Source organism: Aggregatibacter aphrophilus ATCC 33389 (assembly GCF_900636915.1).
GTDB lineage: Bacteria > Pseudomonadota > Gammaproteobacteria > Enterobacterales > Pasteurellaceae > Aggregatibacter > Aggregatibacter aphrophilus.
Genome location: NZ_LR134327.1, coordinates 149,562 through 166,475, shown reverse-complemented (window position 1 = coordinate 166,475; position 16,914 = coordinate 149,562). Strand labels below are relative to the sequence as shown.

16 protein-coding genes and 1 pseudogene are annotated in these 16,914 nt (G+C 43.9%); 7 read left to right on the top strand and 10 right to left on the bottom strand.

Annotated elements, in window-relative coordinates; all coding sequences use genetic code 11:
* Positions 1–8 precede the first annotated feature (8 nt).
* The 5 genes and pseudogenes from rlmD to rpsB (EL144_RS00835) form a co-directional block, all read right to left on the bottom strand.
* Positions 9–1,325 (bottom strand): 23S rRNA (uracil(1939)-C(5))-methyltransferase RlmD, encoded by a 1,317-nt coding sequence (gene rlmD, locus EL144_RS00860; protein WP_005702878.1) that lies wholly within the window; start codon positions 1,323–1,325, stop codon positions 9–11.
* Between the two features lies 1 nt (position 1,326).
* Complete coding sequence (recO, locus tag EL144_RS00855) at positions 1,327–2,034, bottom strand: DNA repair protein RecO (RefSeq protein ID WP_032994733.1); 708 nt, start codon at positions 2,032–2,034, stop codon at positions 1,327–1,329.
* A 186-nt stretch (positions 2,035–2,220) separates the two neighbouring features.
* Positions 2,221–3,069, bottom strand: coding sequence for a translation elongation factor Ts (tsf, locus tag EL144_RS00850; protein WP_005702875.1), 849 nt, complete (start codon positions 3,067–3,069; stop codon positions 2,221–2,223).
* 154 nt (positions 3,070–3,223) lie between these two features.
* Positions 3,224–3,946 carry a 30S ribosomal protein S2 gene (gene rpsB, locus EL144_RS00845; RefSeq protein WP_050332626.1) on the bottom strand — a complete coding sequence of 241 codons (723 nt, stop codon included), beginning with the start codon at positions 3,944–3,946 and terminating at the stop codon, positions 3,224–3,226.
* 240 nt (positions 3,947–4,186) lie between these two features.
* A pseudogene (gene rpsB / locus EL144_RS00835) lies at positions 4,187–4,480 on the bottom strand (30S ribosomal protein S2); the annotation flags it as partial.
* Between the two features lie 415 nt (positions 4,481–4,895).
* Between rpsB (EL144_RS00835) and EL144_RS00825 the strand changes: the two are divergent.
* Positions 4,896–5,381, top strand: coding sequence for an SgcJ/EcaC family oxidoreductase (locus tag EL144_RS00825; RefSeq protein WP_005702872.1), 486 nt, complete (start codon positions 4,896–4,898; stop codon positions 5,379–5,381).
* A gap of 204 nt (positions 5,382–5,585) precedes the next feature.
* On the opposite strand, the gene EL144_RS00820 is transcribed toward EL144_RS00825, so the two are convergent.
* The 3 genes from EL144_RS00820 to EL144_RS00810 are packed head-to-tail and all read right to left on the bottom strand — an operon-like array spanning position 5,586 to position 8,206.
* The gene (locus EL144_RS00820) at positions 5,586–6,428 is read right to left on the bottom strand and encodes a patatin-like phospholipase family protein (RefSeq protein WP_005702871.1); all 843 of its coding nucleotides are present in this window, start codon (positions 6,426–6,428) and stop codon (positions 5,586–5,588) included.
* Positions 6,428–7,315, bottom strand: coding sequence for a CAF17-like 4Fe-4S cluster assembly/insertion protein YgfZ (gene ygfZ, locus EL144_RS00815; RefSeq protein ID WP_005702870.1), 888 nt, complete (start codon positions 7,313–7,315; stop codon positions 6,428–6,430). Before ygfZ ends, EL144_RS00820 begins: the two co-directional genes overlap by 1 nt.
* Positions 7,316–7,342: 27 nt before the next feature.
* Positions 7,343–8,206: a YicC/YloC family endoribonuclease gene (locus EL144_RS00810; RefSeq protein WP_032994727.1), complete on the bottom strand. Its 864-nt coding sequence runs from the start codon at positions 8,204–8,206 to the stop codon at positions 7,343–7,345.
* A 118-nt stretch (positions 8,207–8,324) separates the two neighbouring features.
* On the opposite strand from EL144_RS00810, the gene rph reads away from it, so the two are divergent.
* From rph to dusC, 4 genes are all read left to right on the top strand, one after another.
* Complete coding sequence (gene rph, locus EL144_RS00805; RefSeq protein WP_005702868.1) at positions 8,325–9,041, top strand: ribonuclease PH; 717 nt, start codon at positions 8,325–8,327, stop codon at positions 9,039–9,041.
* 11 nt (positions 9,042–9,052) lie between these two features.
* On the top strand, positions 9,053–9,694 hold the full coding sequence (pyrE, locus tag EL144_RS00800; protein ID WP_005702867.1) for an orotate phosphoribosyltransferase: 642 nt from the start codon (positions 9,053–9,055) through the stop codon (positions 9,692–9,694).
* An 87-nt stretch (positions 9,695–9,781) separates the two neighbouring features.
* Positions 9,782–10,648: a co-chaperone DjlA gene (gene djlA, locus EL144_RS00795; protein ID WP_005702866.1), complete on the top strand. Its 867-nt coding sequence runs from the start codon at positions 9,782–9,784 to the stop codon at positions 10,646–10,648.
* A 3-nt stretch (positions 10,649–10,651) separates the two neighbouring features.
* On the top strand, positions 10,652–11,590 hold the full coding sequence (dusC, locus tag EL144_RS00790) for a tRNA dihydrouridine(16) synthase DusC (protein ID WP_005702865.1): 939 nt from the start codon (positions 10,652–10,654) through the stop codon (positions 11,588–11,590).
* Between the two features lie 96 nt (positions 11,591–11,686).
* Here dusC and EL144_RS00785 read toward each other — a convergent pair whose 3' ends face one another.
* A complete protein-coding gene (locus EL144_RS00785; RefSeq protein ID WP_005702864.1) occupies positions 11,687–12,748 on the bottom strand; it encodes an ABC transporter ATP-binding protein in 1,062 nt (353 codons plus the stop codon).
* A gap of 14 nt (positions 12,749–12,762) precedes the next feature.
* On the bottom strand, positions 12,763–14,283 hold the full coding sequence (locus EL144_RS00780) for an ABC transporter permease (protein ID WP_032994723.1): 1,521 nt from the start codon (positions 14,281–14,283) through the stop codon (positions 12,763–12,765).
* Positions 14,284–14,578: 295 nt separating this feature from the next.
* Between EL144_RS00780 and EL144_RS11375 the strand changes: the two genes are divergently transcribed.
* Positions 14,579–15,667, top strand: coding sequence for a tetratricopeptide repeat protein (locus EL144_RS11375; protein ID WP_005702862.1), 1,089 nt, complete (start codon positions 14,579–14,581; stop codon positions 15,665–15,667).
* Between the two features lie 287 nt (positions 15,668–15,954).
* Positions 15,955–16,809 (top strand): hypothetical protein, encoded by an 855-nt coding sequence (locus tag EL144_RS11370; RefSeq protein WP_005702861.1) that lies wholly within the window; start codon positions 15,955–15,957, stop codon positions 16,807–16,809.
* Positions 16,810–16,914: the final 105 nt, after the last annotated feature.

Here is a 16,914-nt window from a genome sequence, read left to right as displayed (position 1 = left end):
ACGAATCCTTATTTTTTCTGATATAAACTTATCGACTCTAGATGCCCGGTATGTGGAAACATATCGATCATGGCGACTTTGTCCAACTGATAACCTGCATTGAGCAAGATTTCCGTATCTCGCACTAAGGTGGCAGGATTGCATGAAACATAAAGTATTTTTTCTGCTGCTAATTGACATAGCGCTTGCAGCGCAAATGCGGCGCCCGTGCGTGGTGGGTCGAGCAAAATTTTATTGAACGGTTGCTGTGCCCACGGTTGACTGATAAACGGTTGATCCAAATCCGCCTGATAAAATTGGACATTGGCACAGCGGTTTCGTTCGGCGTTAGCGCGTGCTTTTTCCACCATGGCGGAAACGCCCTCGATTCCCACCGCACTTTTCACTTTGCGACTCAGCGACAGAGTAAAATTGCCCATGCCACAGAATAAATCCAACACATGATCTTGTTCATTCAGTGACAACCAATCCAATGCTGTGGTGATCATTTGACGGTTCAGATCGGCGTTGATTTGAATGAAATCCCGAATATCAAATTGCAGTTGCGAACCATCATCCAAGCCGTAATAAGGTCGCGTGCCCCGCCAATGCTCGATGACATCATGTTCCTGCACAAAAAGCATGAGCTGATGTTGTTCGGCGAAATTCAGCAATAAAGTGCGGTCGTTTTTGGCAATGTTTTTTATATGGCGTAACAACATGGCAACGCCGTTGTCCGCCGAGACCAGTTCAATATGCCCCAGCTGCTGTGGCATCGACCACTGAGCAAAAAGTGCGGTCAATTTGGGCAGTAAATTATTTAACGGTTGTGCCAACACCAAACAGCGCTCAATCGGAATGATTTGCTGAGAATTTTTACGGCGCAAACCGATTTGTAACTTGCGGGTCTTGCCGTCAAATCCGATGCTTAAACGCACACGACGCCGATAACCCCATTCATCGCCTTGTAGTAACGGCATAAACTGAATAGGTGTACTTTGTAAACGACTCAGCCGTTGCATCAAGGCCTTTTGTTTGGCGGAACGTTGTAGCTCGATAGGAATATGTTGATTTTGACAGCCGCCGCATTGGCTAAAATAATGACATTGTGGTTGTTGGCGTAACGGGCTTGGATGCAGAATTCGTGTCGCTGTACCTAAGCCGTATTGGCGTTTTTCCTCAAGCACACGGACATCCACCTTTTCTTGCGGCAAGGCATTTTCAATAAACCAGGTTTTGCCGTTAATTTTTGCTACGCCAAGGCCTTGATAGTCTAATTCTAGAATATCGGCGGTAAATGGTTGCGTGACTTTTTTAGGTTTGCCTTGGGTGTAAAGTAATGCCATGTTATTTTGAATATAAACTGTATTGTGTAAATAATTCTCGGCTTTTTAGTGGTTTATCGCCTAAATAAGGTTTTAATGCAATGCGTGTAAAACGCTTGGCCGCCAATAAGATTGTTGGCTCCTCAAAGCGGGTTTGCTCAAAGGCGAGTAGCTCGCGACCATAAAAAGTTAAGTTATCTCTAATTAATGAGGCGATAAAGCCTTTCTCTTCGCGGTAACGATAGGTCATGTCCGCTTCCACCGCTTTACCGGAACCCGCGCAGTGGGTGAAATCAATGCCGTAGCCTAGCGTACGCAACAGTTGAAATTCAAAGGTGCGTAATGCGGGTTCCACATCTTGATTGGCGGCTAAGCGGGTTAAACAATGCAAATATTGCTGAAATAATTGCGGATAGGCGGTTTCAGGCTCCAGTACACGACAGATAAGCTCGTTTAAATAAAAGCCACTGTATAACGCCACATGTTGCAAAGGTAATGCAATGGCAGCCGGTTCTGCTTTGGTCAGGACTTTTAAATCGCCACGTCCGCTCCAACGTAGTAATAAGGGGGTAAAGGGCTGTAACACGCCTTTCAGCATGGAACGCTTTGCCCGTGCGCCTTTCGCCAAAACGCTGAGGCGACCAAAGTCCTCTGTGAATAAATCCACTAATAAGCTGGTTTCGCTGTAAGATTTGCGATGTAGAACGAAACCCCGTTGCCAATTTTCGATGAGCCGATCCTCTATTCCGCGTTAACCAAAAATTACGCTTATTTTAGCAGATTTCCCACCGTACTTTGTGGGATTTTATGGGAGATTTTAGAATAAAAGGGAATGGGGTATAACGGAATTGTCATTTAGGACGACAGACAATAAAAAAGCAGGTTTTTACACCTGCTTTTTTGCTTAACTTATTGATTAAGCTTTAGACATTGCAGCTACTTCTGCAGCGAAGTCGGTTTCCACTTTCTCGATACCTTCGCCCACTTCTAAGCGGATGAAGTTAGAGATTTCAGCACCTTTTTCTTTTAATAGATCGCCAACAGATTTAGATGGATCCATAACGAACGGTTGACCAGTTAAAGAGACTTCGCCGGTGAATTTCTTCATGCGGCCTTCAACCATTTTTTCTGCGATTTCGCGTGGTTTACCGGATTGCATTGCGATATCCACTTGGATGTTGCGCTCATGTTCAACCACTGCGGCAGGAACATCACTTGGGTTAACGTAGTCCGGACGGCTTGCTGCAACGTGCATTGCGATGTGTTTTAACAATTCATCGTCAGCACCTTTACCGGCAACCAATACACCGATTTTCGCGCCGTGTAAGTAAGAACCTACAACATCGCCTTCGATGTAAGCAACACGACGGATTGTCATGTTTTCGCCGATTTTCGCTACTAATGCAGCACGTTTTTCTTCAAATTGCGCTTGAAGTTGTTCAATAGTTGCGCCTTTGTTGGCAGCAGCGTAGTCTGCCACTTCGTTGGCTAAACCTAAGAAGCCGGCGTCTTTTGCTACGAAGTCGGTTTCACAGTTCATTTCAACTAATACGCCGAAACCATTTTGTACACGAGCAAGGATAACACCTTCAGCTGCAACACGGCCTGCTTTTTTCGCCGCTTTTGCTTGACCAGATTTACGCATGTTGTCGATGGCTAATTCGATATCGCCGTTTGCTTCAACTAATGCTTTTTTACATTCCATCATGCCTGCGCCGGTACGTTCGCGCAGTTCTTTTACTAATGATGCTGTGATTTCAGCCATTTTAGAATCCTCTGTCGGTTAAAGTGCGATGGAAAAATAATTTATTTTTGTGATCGCACTTTTAGCTATAAAAATACAGGGAGCTATTTAGCCCCCTGTTCATTAATTAATCGTCTGATTAATAAGGGCTTACGCCTTATCGCAATCGCCTAAATTATTCTGCGGCTTGCGCTAATTCTTCAGCAACCGCTGCTTCGTTACCACGACCTTTTTTGATCGCTGCAACAGCAGAAGAAAGATAAAGTTGAATTGCACGTGCTGCGTCATCGTTACCTGGGATAACGAAATCAATGCCATCCGGGCTAGAGTTAGTATCAACGATAGCAAATACTGGGATACCCAAGTTGTTTGCTTCTTTAACAGCGATGTGTTCGTGGTCTGCACCGATAACGAATAATGCATCCGGAAGACCGCCCATCTCTTTGATACCGCCAAGGCTTAATTCAAGTTTTTCCATCTCACGGCCACGCATTAACGCTTCTTTTTTGGTTAATTTGTCGAAAGTGCCGTCTTGAGATTGGGTTTCTAAATCTTTTAAACGTTTGATGGATTGACGAACTGTTTTCCAGTTAGTCAACATACCACCTAACCAACGGTGATTGACGTAATATTGTTGACATTCTAACGCTGCTGCTTGCACTGCATCGGTCGCCGCACGTTTGGTACCAACGAACAACACTTTACCGTTATTGCTTGCAATGCGGGTTAACTCAGCTAATGCTTCGTTAAACATTGGAACGGTTTTTTCAAGGTTGATGATATGAACGCCGTTGCGTGGTCCGAAAATAAATGGTTTCATTTTTGGGTTCCAGTAACGAGTTTGGTGACCGAAGTGAACGCCGGCTTGTAGCATGTCGCGCATAGAAACTTGTGCCATGATAATTTTCCTTTTTGTTTGGGGTTTAGCCTCCACATATCCAGCCAATCGACCGTTTGGCACCCCGATTTAGCCTGATTGATATGTGTGTGTTTTAGTAAATTGATTAAAAATTAAACGTTATTTTAAACAGCAAAATAACGGCGTGCTTTATACCATAAAGTGCGGTCAGTTTCCAGCGGATTTTATATGAATGGACTACATAATACGAATTATAGATAAAATTTGTTATGTGGTTTCACCTAACCAACGGTGATTGACGTAATATTGTTGACATTCTAACGCTGCTGCTTGCACTGCATCGGTCGCCGCACGTTTGGTACCAACGAACAACACTTTACCGTTATTGCTTGCAATGCGGGTTAACTCAGCTAATGCTTCGTTAAACATTGGAACGGTTTTTTCAAGGTTGATGATATGAACGCCGTTGCGTGGTCCGAAAATAAATGGTTTCATTTTTGGGTTCCAGTAACGAGTTTGGTGACCGAAGTGAACGCCGGCTTGTAGCATGTCGCGCATAGAAACTTGTGCCATGATAATTTTCCTTTTTGTTTGGGGTTTAGCCTCCACATATCCAGCCAATCGACCGTTTGGCACCCCGATTTAGCCTGATTGATATGTGTGTGTTTTAGTAAATTGATTAAAAATTAAACGTTATTTTAAACAGCAAAATAACGGCGTGCTTTATACCATAAAGTGCGGTCAGTTTCCAGCGGATTTTATATGAATGGACTACATAATACGAATTATAGATAAAATTTGTTATGTGGTTTTCGGATATTTGATGCGTTGTTCATTAGAAAGGGTGAGATTATTTTTTAAGAGGTCAGTCCTGTACATATAAACATATGTATATTGATTCAGATCAATTTTTTATTTTTTTGTCCCTATATGATGCGTCTTGCATCATATATAGATGCAATAACTTAACATTTAAGAGGAAAATGGCATGAAAAAATGGATTAGTGCGGTGGCAATGACCACATTACTTACAGCATGTACTCAGTCCAAATCGCCTGATGCAGCATCAACAATGCAATGTAAGGCAGTTACTGAACAAGAAATTGCACAGTTGTTTGATCGTTGGAATGATTCGCTTAAAACAGGCGATGCTAAGAAGGTCGTAGCTAATTATGCGGCGGATTCGGTTTTATTACCGACTGTCTCCAATAAAATTCGTCTGACAGCAGCTGAAAAAGAAGATTATTTTAATCACTTTTTAGCAAATGCTCCTGTAGGAACCATCGATCAAAGCCATATCCAAATTGGCTGTAACACAGCTTCTGACGTTGGTTTATATTCCTTCGTTTACAAGAAGACCGGTAAAAAAGCCAGCGGACGTTATAGTTTTAACTATCAATGGAATGGCAAAGAGTGGTTAATTGCTCACCATCACTCTTCTTTAATGCCGGAAGGTAAGAAAAAGGTAGGTTAAATATCCAATGGATAACCTTATAACTTAAGTTATAAATGACGGTAAGGGTTGAGCGATATGTTGTAAAGTAATGCTCAATCCTTTTAGATTTTCCATTTTAAATTACCTAATACCATATAATTTTTCTCTATTTGCTAGTAATGTTCGCTGTAAAAGACAACCGCACTTTATGTACTAAAGTGCGGTTGTCTTTGGAGACGTTTTTTAGCCCGCCAAATACGCTTTTAAATCTTTCATGACATATTGCGCATCGCTTACGCCCAAATCATACATAGCTTGAATTTTGTGTACATCTTTTTCGATGCGTCGAATTGGTAACGTGATGGATGGTCGGATGACGAAAATCTTGCCCTGTTCGTTAAGACGAATGATGTCTTCCACCGTGCGGTTATAGTCGGCATAGCGGTTGGTCAGGCGTTCGACCAGTTTTGGGTAACGGCGATAAAAAGCGTTGAACAGTAGCGGATTGGTCGGCGTTTTGCGGTAATCCAATGGGCGGGTGAGCACGACGATGATTTTGTCGTAGCCTAACTGTTGACAGAAACGCAACGGAATACTGTCTGCAATGCCGCCGTCTAAATATTTTTTGCCGTTGATTTCCACCATTTTCGACACGAAAGGCATGGCGGAGGTGGCACGCAATGTTTCCATTTGCTCAAAGGCATCGTGGATTTTCACATATTCCGCTTCGCCGCTTTCTACGTTGGTTAACACCGTGTATAAGTCGATGCCGGAGCGGGCAAATGCTTCTTGATCGAATACATCCAATTCAACAGGGAGCTGATAAAAGGCGAACTCTTTGTTAACGATATTGCCCGTGGTGAACAGGCTGTGCCAACCCATGTAGCGTTTGTCATTGAGGTATTTTTTGTTGTAACGCAACACGCGGCCACGTTGTTTGGAAGGCAAATTTACGCCGAATAAGGCTCCGGCAGACACACTAACGATGCCGTCAATGTGAATCTGTTCATCCAAGAAGACATCCAACACGCCGGCGGTGAACATCCCGCGCATGGCGCCGCCTTCTAATACCAATCCGACTTTCATCAGCTTAACTCATAAGGCAAGGGTTGCATATCGAGCAAGGTTTGGCAGTTCGGCAAGCGGAACGCCTGACCTTCTTCCAACGGCGTATTTAACACGGCCTGCAACCACAAAACACCGTGAAAATTGACCGCACTTGTGATGGTTCCTGTGGCTCGCCAGTTGTTGCCGAGTGCCATTTCTAGGGCGGAACCGATTTCCGGCAGACTTTGCGTTCGTGCCACGAAAATAAAGAGGGCACGTTTATTGGCACCACGATATTTGGCGCGTGCCACGGTTTCCTGCCCGATGTAACACCCTTTGTGGAAGGAAATCGCCTGTTCGACACTTTGCAGGTTTAACGCTTGCGGAATAAATTCTAATTGGGTGGCTGCCGCCAAACTGGGCACACCATCTTGAATATCCAATAAATCCCAAACTTGTGCTTCAACGGTGGGTTCGAGGGCTAAGCAGGTCGGGTTGAGTAAAATTACCCGCGGTTGTTGCGCATTCACATCAATGCGAATTTGTGCAGAAAATTGACCGCACTTTTCAATGCCTTTTGTGCCGGCGGCGCCGATAATTTGCCAATCTAACGGGGTGAATGTGACTTTGGAAAACACCGCATATTTCTTCAGTTGATCCAATGCCGACGGCAATAATTCACTTTTCAGCAACATATAAAACGTCTGTTCGTCTTGCCGAATCAGGCGGAATAGCGCGCTCATTTTGCCTTTCGGATCGCAATGGGCGGTGAGGGTGGATTCGCCTGCCGCAAGTTTTGTCACATCGCAGGTGAGTTGCCCCTGCAAATATTTTTCCGCATCCATACCCGCCATTTCAATGAGGGTGTAATGGCTGAGCGGGCAGATGATGTCGTCCTGTTGTGCCGTTAAAAGTGCATATGCCATCGTACTTTCCTTAAAAATATCAATAAATTATTCAAGATTTTGAATTTGCTCACGCATTTGCTCGATTAACACTTTAAGCTCAATGGCGGAATTGGTGACGTCCACATTAATGGATTTGGACGCCAGTGTGTTGGATTCGCGGTTCAGCTCCTGCATCATAAAATCCAGCTTACGTCCCACCGCGCCGCCTTTGCGCAGAATATTTTGGGTTTCTTTCACGTGTAACTGTAACCGATCCAGTTCTTCCGCCACATCAATGCGTTGCGCCAGCATAATCAGTTCTTGCTCCAAACGTTGTGGATCGGGTTGCAGTTGAATTTCCTCGAAGCGTTGCAGCATCCGCTCACGCTGCCATTGTAAAATCTCTGGCATTTTTGACCGCACTTTTTGCTGTTCGACGTTGATGGCGTCAAGGCGCTGTTCCAGTAAAGTATGAATTTTTTCCCCTTCACGCTGACGCATAGCGATGAATTCGCCGACCACTTGTTCAAACGCCGCTAATAAATCCCGGCTGATTAAATCCACGTCCTGTTCCGGCACTTCCACCACGCCCGGATAACGCAACACATCGGTTAAATTAAACTCGCCCTCGCCCGCTTGTTGTTTCAGCCATTGCAAGGATTGCAGCACTTGATTTGCAAATTCTTGATTAATATGTAATTCGGCGGCGGTTTGTTTTTTATTATCGATACGCAATGTGCATTCGATTTTGCCACGGGTGAGCTTTTGGCGTAGGCTTTCGCGCAGGGTGTTTTCTAAGCTGCGGAACTGTTCCGGCAGGCGGAAAAAGGTTTCCAGATAACGTTGATTCACCGAGCGAATTTCCCACACCGCATTGCCCCAATTTTTTTTGATTTCCAAACTGGCGAATGCCGTCATGCTATAAATCATAATAATTCCTTCATTTCTGTGCCGTAAAATTTGCATTCTATTGTACTGCCAAATTTCGTTTCTGTCAGTTTGCGTGCTAAAATAGCACGATTTTTTATTGCTTAATGAGGAATTTTTCATGCGCCCGAATCAACGTGCCAATCATCAACCCCGCCCGATTCAGATCACCCGCCATTATACTAAACACGCGGAAGGTTCCGTGCTGGTGGAGTTCGGCGACACCAAAGTGTTGTGTACCGCCACGGTGGAAGAGGGCGTACCGCGCTTTTTGAAAGGGTTAGGACAAGGTTGGGTTACCGCAGAATACGGCATGTTGCCACGTTCTACCCACAGCCGTATGCAACGTGAAGCGGCAAAAGGCAAGCAAGGCGGCCGTACCTTAGAAATTCAACGTTTAATCGCTCGTTCACTGCGTGCCATGGTAGATTTGGAAGCGCTCGGTGAGCGTTGCATCACATTGGACTGCGATGTCATCCAAGCGGACGGCGGCACTCGCACCGCCTCCATTACCGGCGCTTGCGTGGCGTTATGTGATGCATTGAATGGTTTGGTGGCAAACGGCACATTGAGCAAAAATCCGTTGAAAGGATTGGTCGCGGCAATTTCTGTCGGCATTGTGGATGGTGAAGCAGTATGTGATTTGGAATATGTGGAAGATTCTGCTGCGGAAACAGACATGAACGTGGTGATGATGGAAGATGGTCGCATGATTGAAGTACAAGGTACCGCGGAAGGCGAACCGTTCAGCCATGAGGAATTATTAACCTTATTAGATCTTGCCAAACAAGGTTGCGATATCATTTTCCAAACCCAACGTGCGGCACTGGCTGACTAGGGACACGAAATATGGATGTCTACAAACAACAGTTTATTGAATTCGCCCTTGCCCGTCAGGTATTAAAATTCGGCGAATTCACCTTGAAATCCGGCCGTGTCAGTCCTTATTTTTTTAACGCGGGATTATTCAACACCGGTGCGGACTTGGCCCGTTTAGGCGGATTTTATGCCGCTGCCTTGCAAGCTGCCGGATTGCAATACGATGTGATTTTTGGCCCGGCGTACAAAGGCATTCCTATCGCCACTGCTGTTTCAGTTGCGTTGTTTAATCAATTTAATGTGGATAAACCGGTATGTTTTAACCGTAAAGAAGCCAAAGATCACGGCGAAGGCGGCAATTTAATCGGCAGCCCGTTACGCGGCAAGGTGTTGTTGGTGGACGATGTGATCACCGCCGGTACGGCAATTCGCGAATCCATGCAATTGATTCAGGCAAATGAAGCGCAATTAAGCGCCGTGTTAATTGCTTTAAATCGTCAAGAGCGCGGTAACGGCGAGCTTTCTGCCATTCAAGAAGTAGAACGCGATTACCAATGCAACGTACTGTCCATTATTGATTTTGCCGATTTAATGGCGTTTATTGAAACAAGGGCGGAATACCAACAATATTTGCTGGCCATGCGCGCTTATCGTGAGCAGTACGGTATTTAACTAATCTAAAGTGCGGTTGTTTTTAGCGGCGTTTTTGAAATTTACTCAGAAAATCCACCGCACTTTTTTAACCTTAACGGAGTGACAATGAATTTTATTGGAAAATTTTTAGGTGCCATTATCGGCTTTCGGTTGGGCGGTTTTTTCGGCATGTTGGCAGGGATTTTTCTTGGCCACCTCGCCGATAAAAAATTGTATGAATTGGGCACGGTAAGCTCCACTTTTTTCAAAAATAAAACTACCCGTCAGTTACTCTTTATGCAAACCACCTTTGCGGTGCTTGGGCATTTAAGCAAAGCCAAAGGACGTGTGACGGAAGAAGACATTCAACTGGCGAACCATTTAATGAGTCATATGCAATTGGACGATGCCGGTCGCCGTTTAGCGCAAGACGCATTTAATCGTGGCAAACAGACAGATTTCCCGATTCGTCAGGTGATTCGTGAATTTCGTCTCGGTTGTGGTCAACGTGGCGATTTATTGCGTGCGTTTTTATCGGTTCAACTCCAAGCAGCCTTTTCTGACGGACAATTGCATGATAATGAAAAAAGTGTGCTGTTTGTGGTGGCGGAAGAACTCGGCTTATCCCGCGTCCAATTTGAGCAAATGTTGGCAATGGAAATGGCGGCGCGTCAATTTACCCGCGGCGGTTTTTACCAACAAGGCGGTTATTATCAACAGCAACATTCAGGCTATCAAGGCGGTTATCAACACCAATCCCAACAATCGTCTTCCGGTCCGACATTAGATGATGCTTATAAAGTCCTCGGCGTCACGGCAGCGGACGATCAACCTACGGTAAAACGCGCTTATCGTCGTTTAATGAATGAAAATCATCCGGACAAATTGGTGGCGAAAGGTTTGCCGCCGGAAATGATGGAAATGGCGAAAGAAAAAGCGCAGCAAATTCAAGCGGCGTACGATTTAATTTGCAAAGCCAAAGGCTGGAAATAACCTTTGCGCGTCATTTTAGCCCCAATGCAGGGCGTACTTGATCCGCTGGTGCGGCAATTATTAACGGAAGTGAACGACTATGATTTGTGCATTTCCGAATTTGTGCGCGTAATGGATCAACGTCTGCCACCGAAAGTGTTTTATCGCCTTTGCCCCGAATTACACCACCAAGGCTTTACCCCAAGCGGTACCCCGGTGCGCGTGCAACTGCTCGGACAACATCCTCAATGGTTGGCGGAAAACGCTGAACTCGCCATTCAATTAGGTTCCCACGGCGTTGATTTAAACTGTGGCTGCCCGTCGAAAACCGTGAACGGTAGCAACGGTGGCGCTTCTTTGTTAAAACAACCGGAACTTATCTACCAAGCCACTAAAGCCATCCGTCAAGCCGTACCGCAAGAACAGGCAGTCAGCGTTAAAGTGCGCTTGGGCTGGGATTCCACGGACTTCGCTTATGACATTGCCGATGCGGTGCAACAAGGCGGCGCGACCGAAATTGCTATTCATGGACGCACCAAAACGGATGGCTATCGCGCTGATCGCATCAACTGGCAAAAGATCGGTGAAATCCGCCAAAAACTCAATATTCCTGTCATCGCCAACGGTGAAATTTGGCGCTGGGAAGACGGACAACGATGCCTCGCAATGACCGACTGCGATGATCTGATGGTCGGTCGCGGTGCGCTAAATATACCTAATTTAAGTCGCGTACTAAAACATAACGATGCCCCGTTAAACTGGTCTGAGATCATGCCAATTCTGTGCAAATATGCCGCACTGGAAAATTGCCATGATAGCGGTTTTTACCATGTAGCGCGTATTAAGCAATGGTTGCAGTATTTAAAATGTGAGTATGAAGAGGCAACGAGTTTATTTGAAGTCGTCAAGCGGTGCCATGATGGGGAAGAGTTAAGGGGGTTGTTGGAGGCTTATTTAGGATAGTGTTGCTCCTAAAAAAATAAATTAAAAATTCACTGCACTTTTCAAGTAATGTTCTGATGGGATACTCAAATTGAAATAATCCCTTAGAGAAAACACTTACTCCCCATAAAACAACCCTGTTCCATACAAATAAACGTCAGCCTTATCTCCTACACACAACTCAATTCCATGATGTTCTTCTAATTCAATTTCGAAGCCATTTATTTCAATTCGAATCGCCGTTATTTTGCCTTTGAATTCCACGTGGCGGACGATGGCGTTAAAAAGTGCGGTGGAATTTTGCGGTGTTTTTGACAAGCAGAATTGTTCCGGGCGGAGGAGTAGCGTGCCTGTCTGTTGTCCTTGGCTTTTGTCTATCACGGCGATGTCGCCCAATTGACAGTGCGCTGTTGAAGGTGAATTTAAGGTTGCCGGCAACACAATGCTCTCTCCGATAAAGGTCGCCGTGCAGAGGTGTTGTGGCGACCAATAAAGCGTGCGCGGATCGGCGATTTGTAGGATTTCTCCATTTTGCAGCACCGCGATTTTATCGGCATAACGCAAGGCTTCGTCGCGATCGTGGGTGACGAAAACGGCAGAGGTGCCACTTTGGCGGAGTGCTTGCAACATATCATGGCGAATTTGTTGGCGCAGGTGCTCGTCTAAGGCACTGAACGGTTCGTCCAGTAAGATCAGTTCGGGATTAGGGGCGATAGCGCGCGCTAAAGCGACGCGTTGTTGTTGTCCGCCGGAAAGTTGGTGCGGGAAACGGTCGGCAAGTGCAGTAATACCGGTGAGCGCCATCACTTCTTCGATGCGTTGTCGCTCTTCCGCGGAGCGACCTTTGCCATCGCCCAAGCCGTAAGCAATGTTGCGATATACATTCATATGTGGAAATAACACGCCTTCCTGCACCACATAGCCCAAATGACGTTGTTGCGTCGGCACGTTGCAATTTGCGCCGAAAATCAACCGCTCTTTTAACCAAATTTCGCCATGGTCAGCCTGCTCAAAGCCTGCGATGGTGCGCAATAAGGTGGTTTTGCCACAGCCTGATGCACCTAATAAAAATAAGATCTCGTCGCTGTTTAGCTGCAAGGAAATATCACGCAGAACATGAAGTTGGTTGAAATATTTATTGATGTGATGAAGTCGTAATAAAGGTTGATTTATTTGCATAGGGCTTAACTCTATTATTTAAATGCATATTTTTTCAATAAAAACACCGGAATGCCGGAAAATAGCACTAACATCACGGCATAAGGCGTAGCGGCGGCATATTGGGCATCACTGGTGTATTCCCAAACGGCGATGGATAAGGTTTTGATGTCGTTTGGGGTGAGTAATAAGGTGGCGGTGAGTTCTTTCATCAGGTTTAGAAACACCAACGCAAACGCGGCGGCAATGCCCGGTAACATGGCGGGAATGGTGAGCGTGCGGAAAATATAAAAATGACTGCGCCCAAGGCTTTGCCCCACTTTTTCTACATTGTCGGATATTTGTTCCAAGGAGCTACGCAATGTGGTTTGCGCCATTGGCAAATACAACATGAAATAGGCGACCACCACCATGAGGAACGTTTGGTAGAAAGAATAAGCGTAGTTAATGGTGAAATACACCAACGACAAGGCGATAACCAAACCCGGTACGGCGTGTAATAAATAAGGCAGGCGGTCAATCCACACGGTGAGGCGGTTGCGATAACGCACGGCGCTCCAAACGAGCGGCAGGGCGCAAAGCACGGTGAGCCCCGCGCCTAAACCAGAAACCATCAAAGAATTGCTGAAGGCTTCGAAAAAGGCAGAAAAATCCACCGCACTTTCAATGGACGTGCCTACGATCATCCAGTGAATCAACATGGTGAGCGGTACGCCGATGCTGAGGACAAAAATTGTGAGGAAAAAAATGACAGCCAAGAGTTGCTTACCGGCCATTAAATTTTTCACCGGATAAGGGCGGGTAACGCCTTTGCCACTGTTGTACAGGGTTTGTTGTCCACGAAAGAAAATTTCGCCGAACACGATCAAGGCACAAATCACCATCAACACCGCTGACAGTAACGCTGCCGTATTGTTATTAAAGGCCATTTCATACTCTTGGAAAATGGCGGTGGTGAAGGTTTGATAATTCAAAATCGACACGGCACCGAATTCCACCAACATATGTAACGCGATTAATAAAACACTGCTGCCGATGGCGGGTTTTAACTGTGGAAATATGGCGTGCCAAAAGGTGTAACGGCGGTTTTTGCCAAGGGAAAGACTGACTTCCTCCAATGAGCGATCCAACCGTTTTAAGGTGGCGGCAACAGGCAAATAGGCAAGCGGAAAGGAGCTTAAGGTCATAATGCCAATCGTGCCCCAAAAGCCCTCAACGCTAAAAGTGAGGCTAATCCACGTGAAACAACTGACGAACGCAGGAATACAAAGCGGCAATGTCATCGCTACCTGAAAAAAGGGCTTACCCCAAAAGCGATAGCGTTCTAACAAAAAGGCGCAAACCGTGCCGAGAATGATGGAAAATGTCGTCACACACACCATCAACAATAACGTATTGCTCAACAGCTCCCACATACGCGGCCGCCAAAGCAGTTCAATACTGCGCACCCAACCCACATCAACAGCTCTAACTACCACATAGAGAAAGGGCAAAATCAACGGCAAACTGATAAGAATAATCAAGACAGTTAGCCAAAACGGAGGATTACGGTTCAAGGGGTTGTCCTTTTTAGTATTGGGTTAAAATAACGGCTCTCGCTAGATAGCTGTATGCCAAGTGCTGTCAGTTACCGGTATCGCCTGAAAGCTATTGTTGGCACAAATTAACTATACAAAATTTCTTCATTTTGTGTTCAATGCGTCATTATATCTTCCTTTCCGAAATTAAAATAACTAAAATTCTCATTAAGTGATTTTAGGATGAATTATATAAGTAAATTTAATGGATTGTGTCTTTTTATTACTAACGAAATTTGATTTCCGTTAAGGCATTTTCATAAGGAACAAAACAATGAGTGTTAATGATTTAATTGCAGAAGGTAAGCGTTTATTCAATAACAAGAATATTGATGAAGCAATTACAAAACTCAATCTCGCTTTGAACGAGATTGAAGATAAAAACTCTCAACTTGAGGAACAAAGTGATATTCAATGTTGGCTTGGTCATTGTTATTTAGAGCAGGCTTTATTAAACAATAAAGATGTTGATGAAGCGAAGGAACTTTTTGAACAAGCAGCCATACATTACAAATGGCTATTTAAGCTTGCGCAAAAGTTGACGAGTAAGCAAGCAAGACTTCAAAAACAAGAACATGCTCAATTTGGGCTTGGTCGTTGTTGTCTAGAGTCGGCGATTAAAACCAAAGATACAACTGAAGCAAAGGGGTGGTTTAAAAAAGCGATTGAACATTATCAACAGCAGTTAAAATTTGCTAAACAACTAGCAGATAATAAAACAAATTTTGGAAAACATAACAATGTCCTAGTCTGGCTTAGTTATTGTTATTTTGCGCAAGCAAAGAAAATAAAAGGAGTAGTAGAAGTCAAGAAATTGTTTGAAAAGGCAATTAACTATCTCCAGCAGAATTTAGAACTTGCCAAACAGCAAGAAGACTTGCAAGAACAACAAGATAATCAGATGGCGCTTGGGCGTTGCTATTTTGAGCAGGCGGTTAGAATCAAAGACGTAGTAGAAGTAAAGCATTTATTTGAGCAAGCGGTTGTGCATTATCAGCAACAATTAAATCTTACTCAACAACTGCAAGATGAGCAAGAACAAAACAATTCGCTATTTTGGCTTGGACGTTGTTACTTTGAACAGGCGATTAGGACTAAAAACGTAGTAGAATTAAAGCGTTTATTTGACCAAGCAGTTGCACGTTATCAGCAACAATTCAACCTTGCTCAACAACTGCAAGATGAGCAAGAACAGAACAATGCATTATCTTGGCTTGGTCGTTGTTACTTTGAGCAGGCGATAAAAACCAAAGATGTAGCTGAAGCAAAGAAATTGTTTAAGCAAGCTATTGAATATTATAAACAGCAATTAGAACTTTCTGAGCTATTGAAAAGTGAGAAAGAAACAGAAATAAAAAAATAGCTTGTCGTTATTTAAGAAATATTTGCTTTCTTACACAGAAGTGGGTTCCTTATTTTAATAAGAAAAAGCAAGAGATATACGAAACTTTATTTTCAAATGAAGATAACGATTTTAATAAAATATTAAAGGACTCTATTTCTACTATTTTAGCCGTTTTACATATTCCTCCGATTGAATTGGGTTCAACGCCGCTTGCGCATTACACATCTTCCACAGTGTGTAACAAGCTATTTGGTGTTGTTAATGAGGATGATTCTAGCCCAATGAGAATAGGCAGTTCTTCCTATATGAATGATCCTTCTGAGGGAGAAGGGTTACTGGAACTGTTGAAGTTACAAGATTTGGAATTGGAAAATAAAACGGATTGTTCACCTCACAATGCTTTCTTTGCTTGTTTTTCTAGTCGGGTGAACGATTTGAATCAATTCCGTCTTTATGGCAAAGAAGATGGGGTTGAAGCTTCGGGCTGTTGTCTAGTATTTAATAAAAACGGAGATTGGCTAAAAGTACCTGACATTTCAGCACCTTTCCGTAGTATTACTAAAAATCAGGACGAAAATTCAGCTAAATTTAAGGAGACTGATATTTCCAATGTGGAATATGAAAAACTACCACTTTATCAAGTTGCTTATATTGCATATAAAGATGAATACATTGCGAAAGAAAAATGTGAAATATGGCTTGATGATTTTAAATTTGGCATTTGTTTGAAGCCGATAGGTGAAAATAATGAGTGGCATAATTTTCGTATCGAAAAACTTGAAGAGGCGTTACAACAACTCATAGATTTTTTCAAAGTAAAGGATAATGTTAATGATCAAAACAAAAACGTTTTGGAATATATTCGTTATCTGTTCAAAGACTTTGCTTTCCGTGATGAAGAAGAATTCCGTGTGCTAAAAATGGCAGAAATCGGCTCAGAAGAAATTAAATATTGTGAAAGGACCCAATCTATTTATTTACCTTATGCCGATATCAGCAATGTGGTGGATGAAGTGATTTTGGGCACCAATTATGAGAAAACCAATAGCAGACACAAAGCAGAAGTATTCCTACACGAGATGAGACAAAAATGTCCGGATGTTAAGGTTTCTCGTTCATCATTGCCGATTTATGCCAATCCTCCAATTAAGAAAGACTAGATCCAAAAAGTTTCCATCTTATTGGAAACTTTTTCTTGTTTAGGCATTTTTCCACCATAAAAAAACCACCCGAAAAACGCGTTGAAAAACGACCGCACTTTCAGG

Bases quoted from the DNA above. Each gene is read 5' to 3' on its own strand.
- rlmD (WP_005702878.1), bottom strand. From the start codon at position 1,325: ATGGCATTACTTTACACCCAAGGCAAACCTAAAAAAGTCACGCAACCA.
- tsf (WP_005702875.1), bottom strand. From the start codon at position 3,069: ATGGCTGAAATCACAGCATCATTAGTAAAAGAACTGCGCGAACGTACC.
- rpsB (WP_050332626.1), bottom strand. From the start codon at position 3,946: ATGGCACAAGTTTCTATGCGCGACATGCTACAAGCCGGCGTTCACTTC.
- EL144_RS00825 (WP_005702872.1), top strand. From the start codon at position 4,896: ATGAAAAAATGGATTAGTGCGGTGGCAATGACCACATTACTTACAGCA.
- EL144_RS00820 (WP_005702871.1), bottom strand. From the start codon at position 6,428: ATGAAAGTCGGATTGGTATTAGAAGGCGGCGCCATGCGCGGGATGTTC.
- ygfZ (WP_005702870.1), bottom strand. From the start codon at position 7,315: ATGGCATATGCACTTTTAACGGCACAACAGGACGACATCATCTGCCCG.
- EL144_RS00810 (WP_032994727.1), bottom strand. From the start codon at position 8,206: ATGATTTATAGCATGACGGCATTCGCCAGTTTGGAAATCAAAAAAAAT.
- rph (WP_005702868.1), top strand. From the start codon at position 8,325: ATGCGCCCGAATCAACGTGCCAATCATCAACCCCGCCCGATTCAGATC.
- pyrE (WP_005702867.1), top strand. From the start codon at position 9,053: ATGGATGTCTACAAACAACAGTTTATTGAATTCGCCCTTGCCCGTCAG.
- djlA (WP_005702866.1), top strand. From the start codon at position 9,782: ATGAATTTTATTGGAAAATTTTTAGGTGCCATTATCGGCTTTCGGTTG.
- EL144_RS00785 (WP_005702864.1), bottom strand. From the start codon at position 12,748: ATGCAAATAAATCAACCTTTATTACGACTTCATCACATCAATAAATAT.
- EL144_RS11375 (WP_005702862.1), top strand. From the start codon at position 14,579: ATGAGTGTTAATGATTTAATTGCAGAAGGTAAGCGTTTATTCAATAAC.
- EL144_RS11370 (WP_005702861.1), top strand. From the start codon at position 15,955: ATGAATGATCCTTCTGAGGGAGAAGGGTTACTGGAACTGTTGAAGTTA.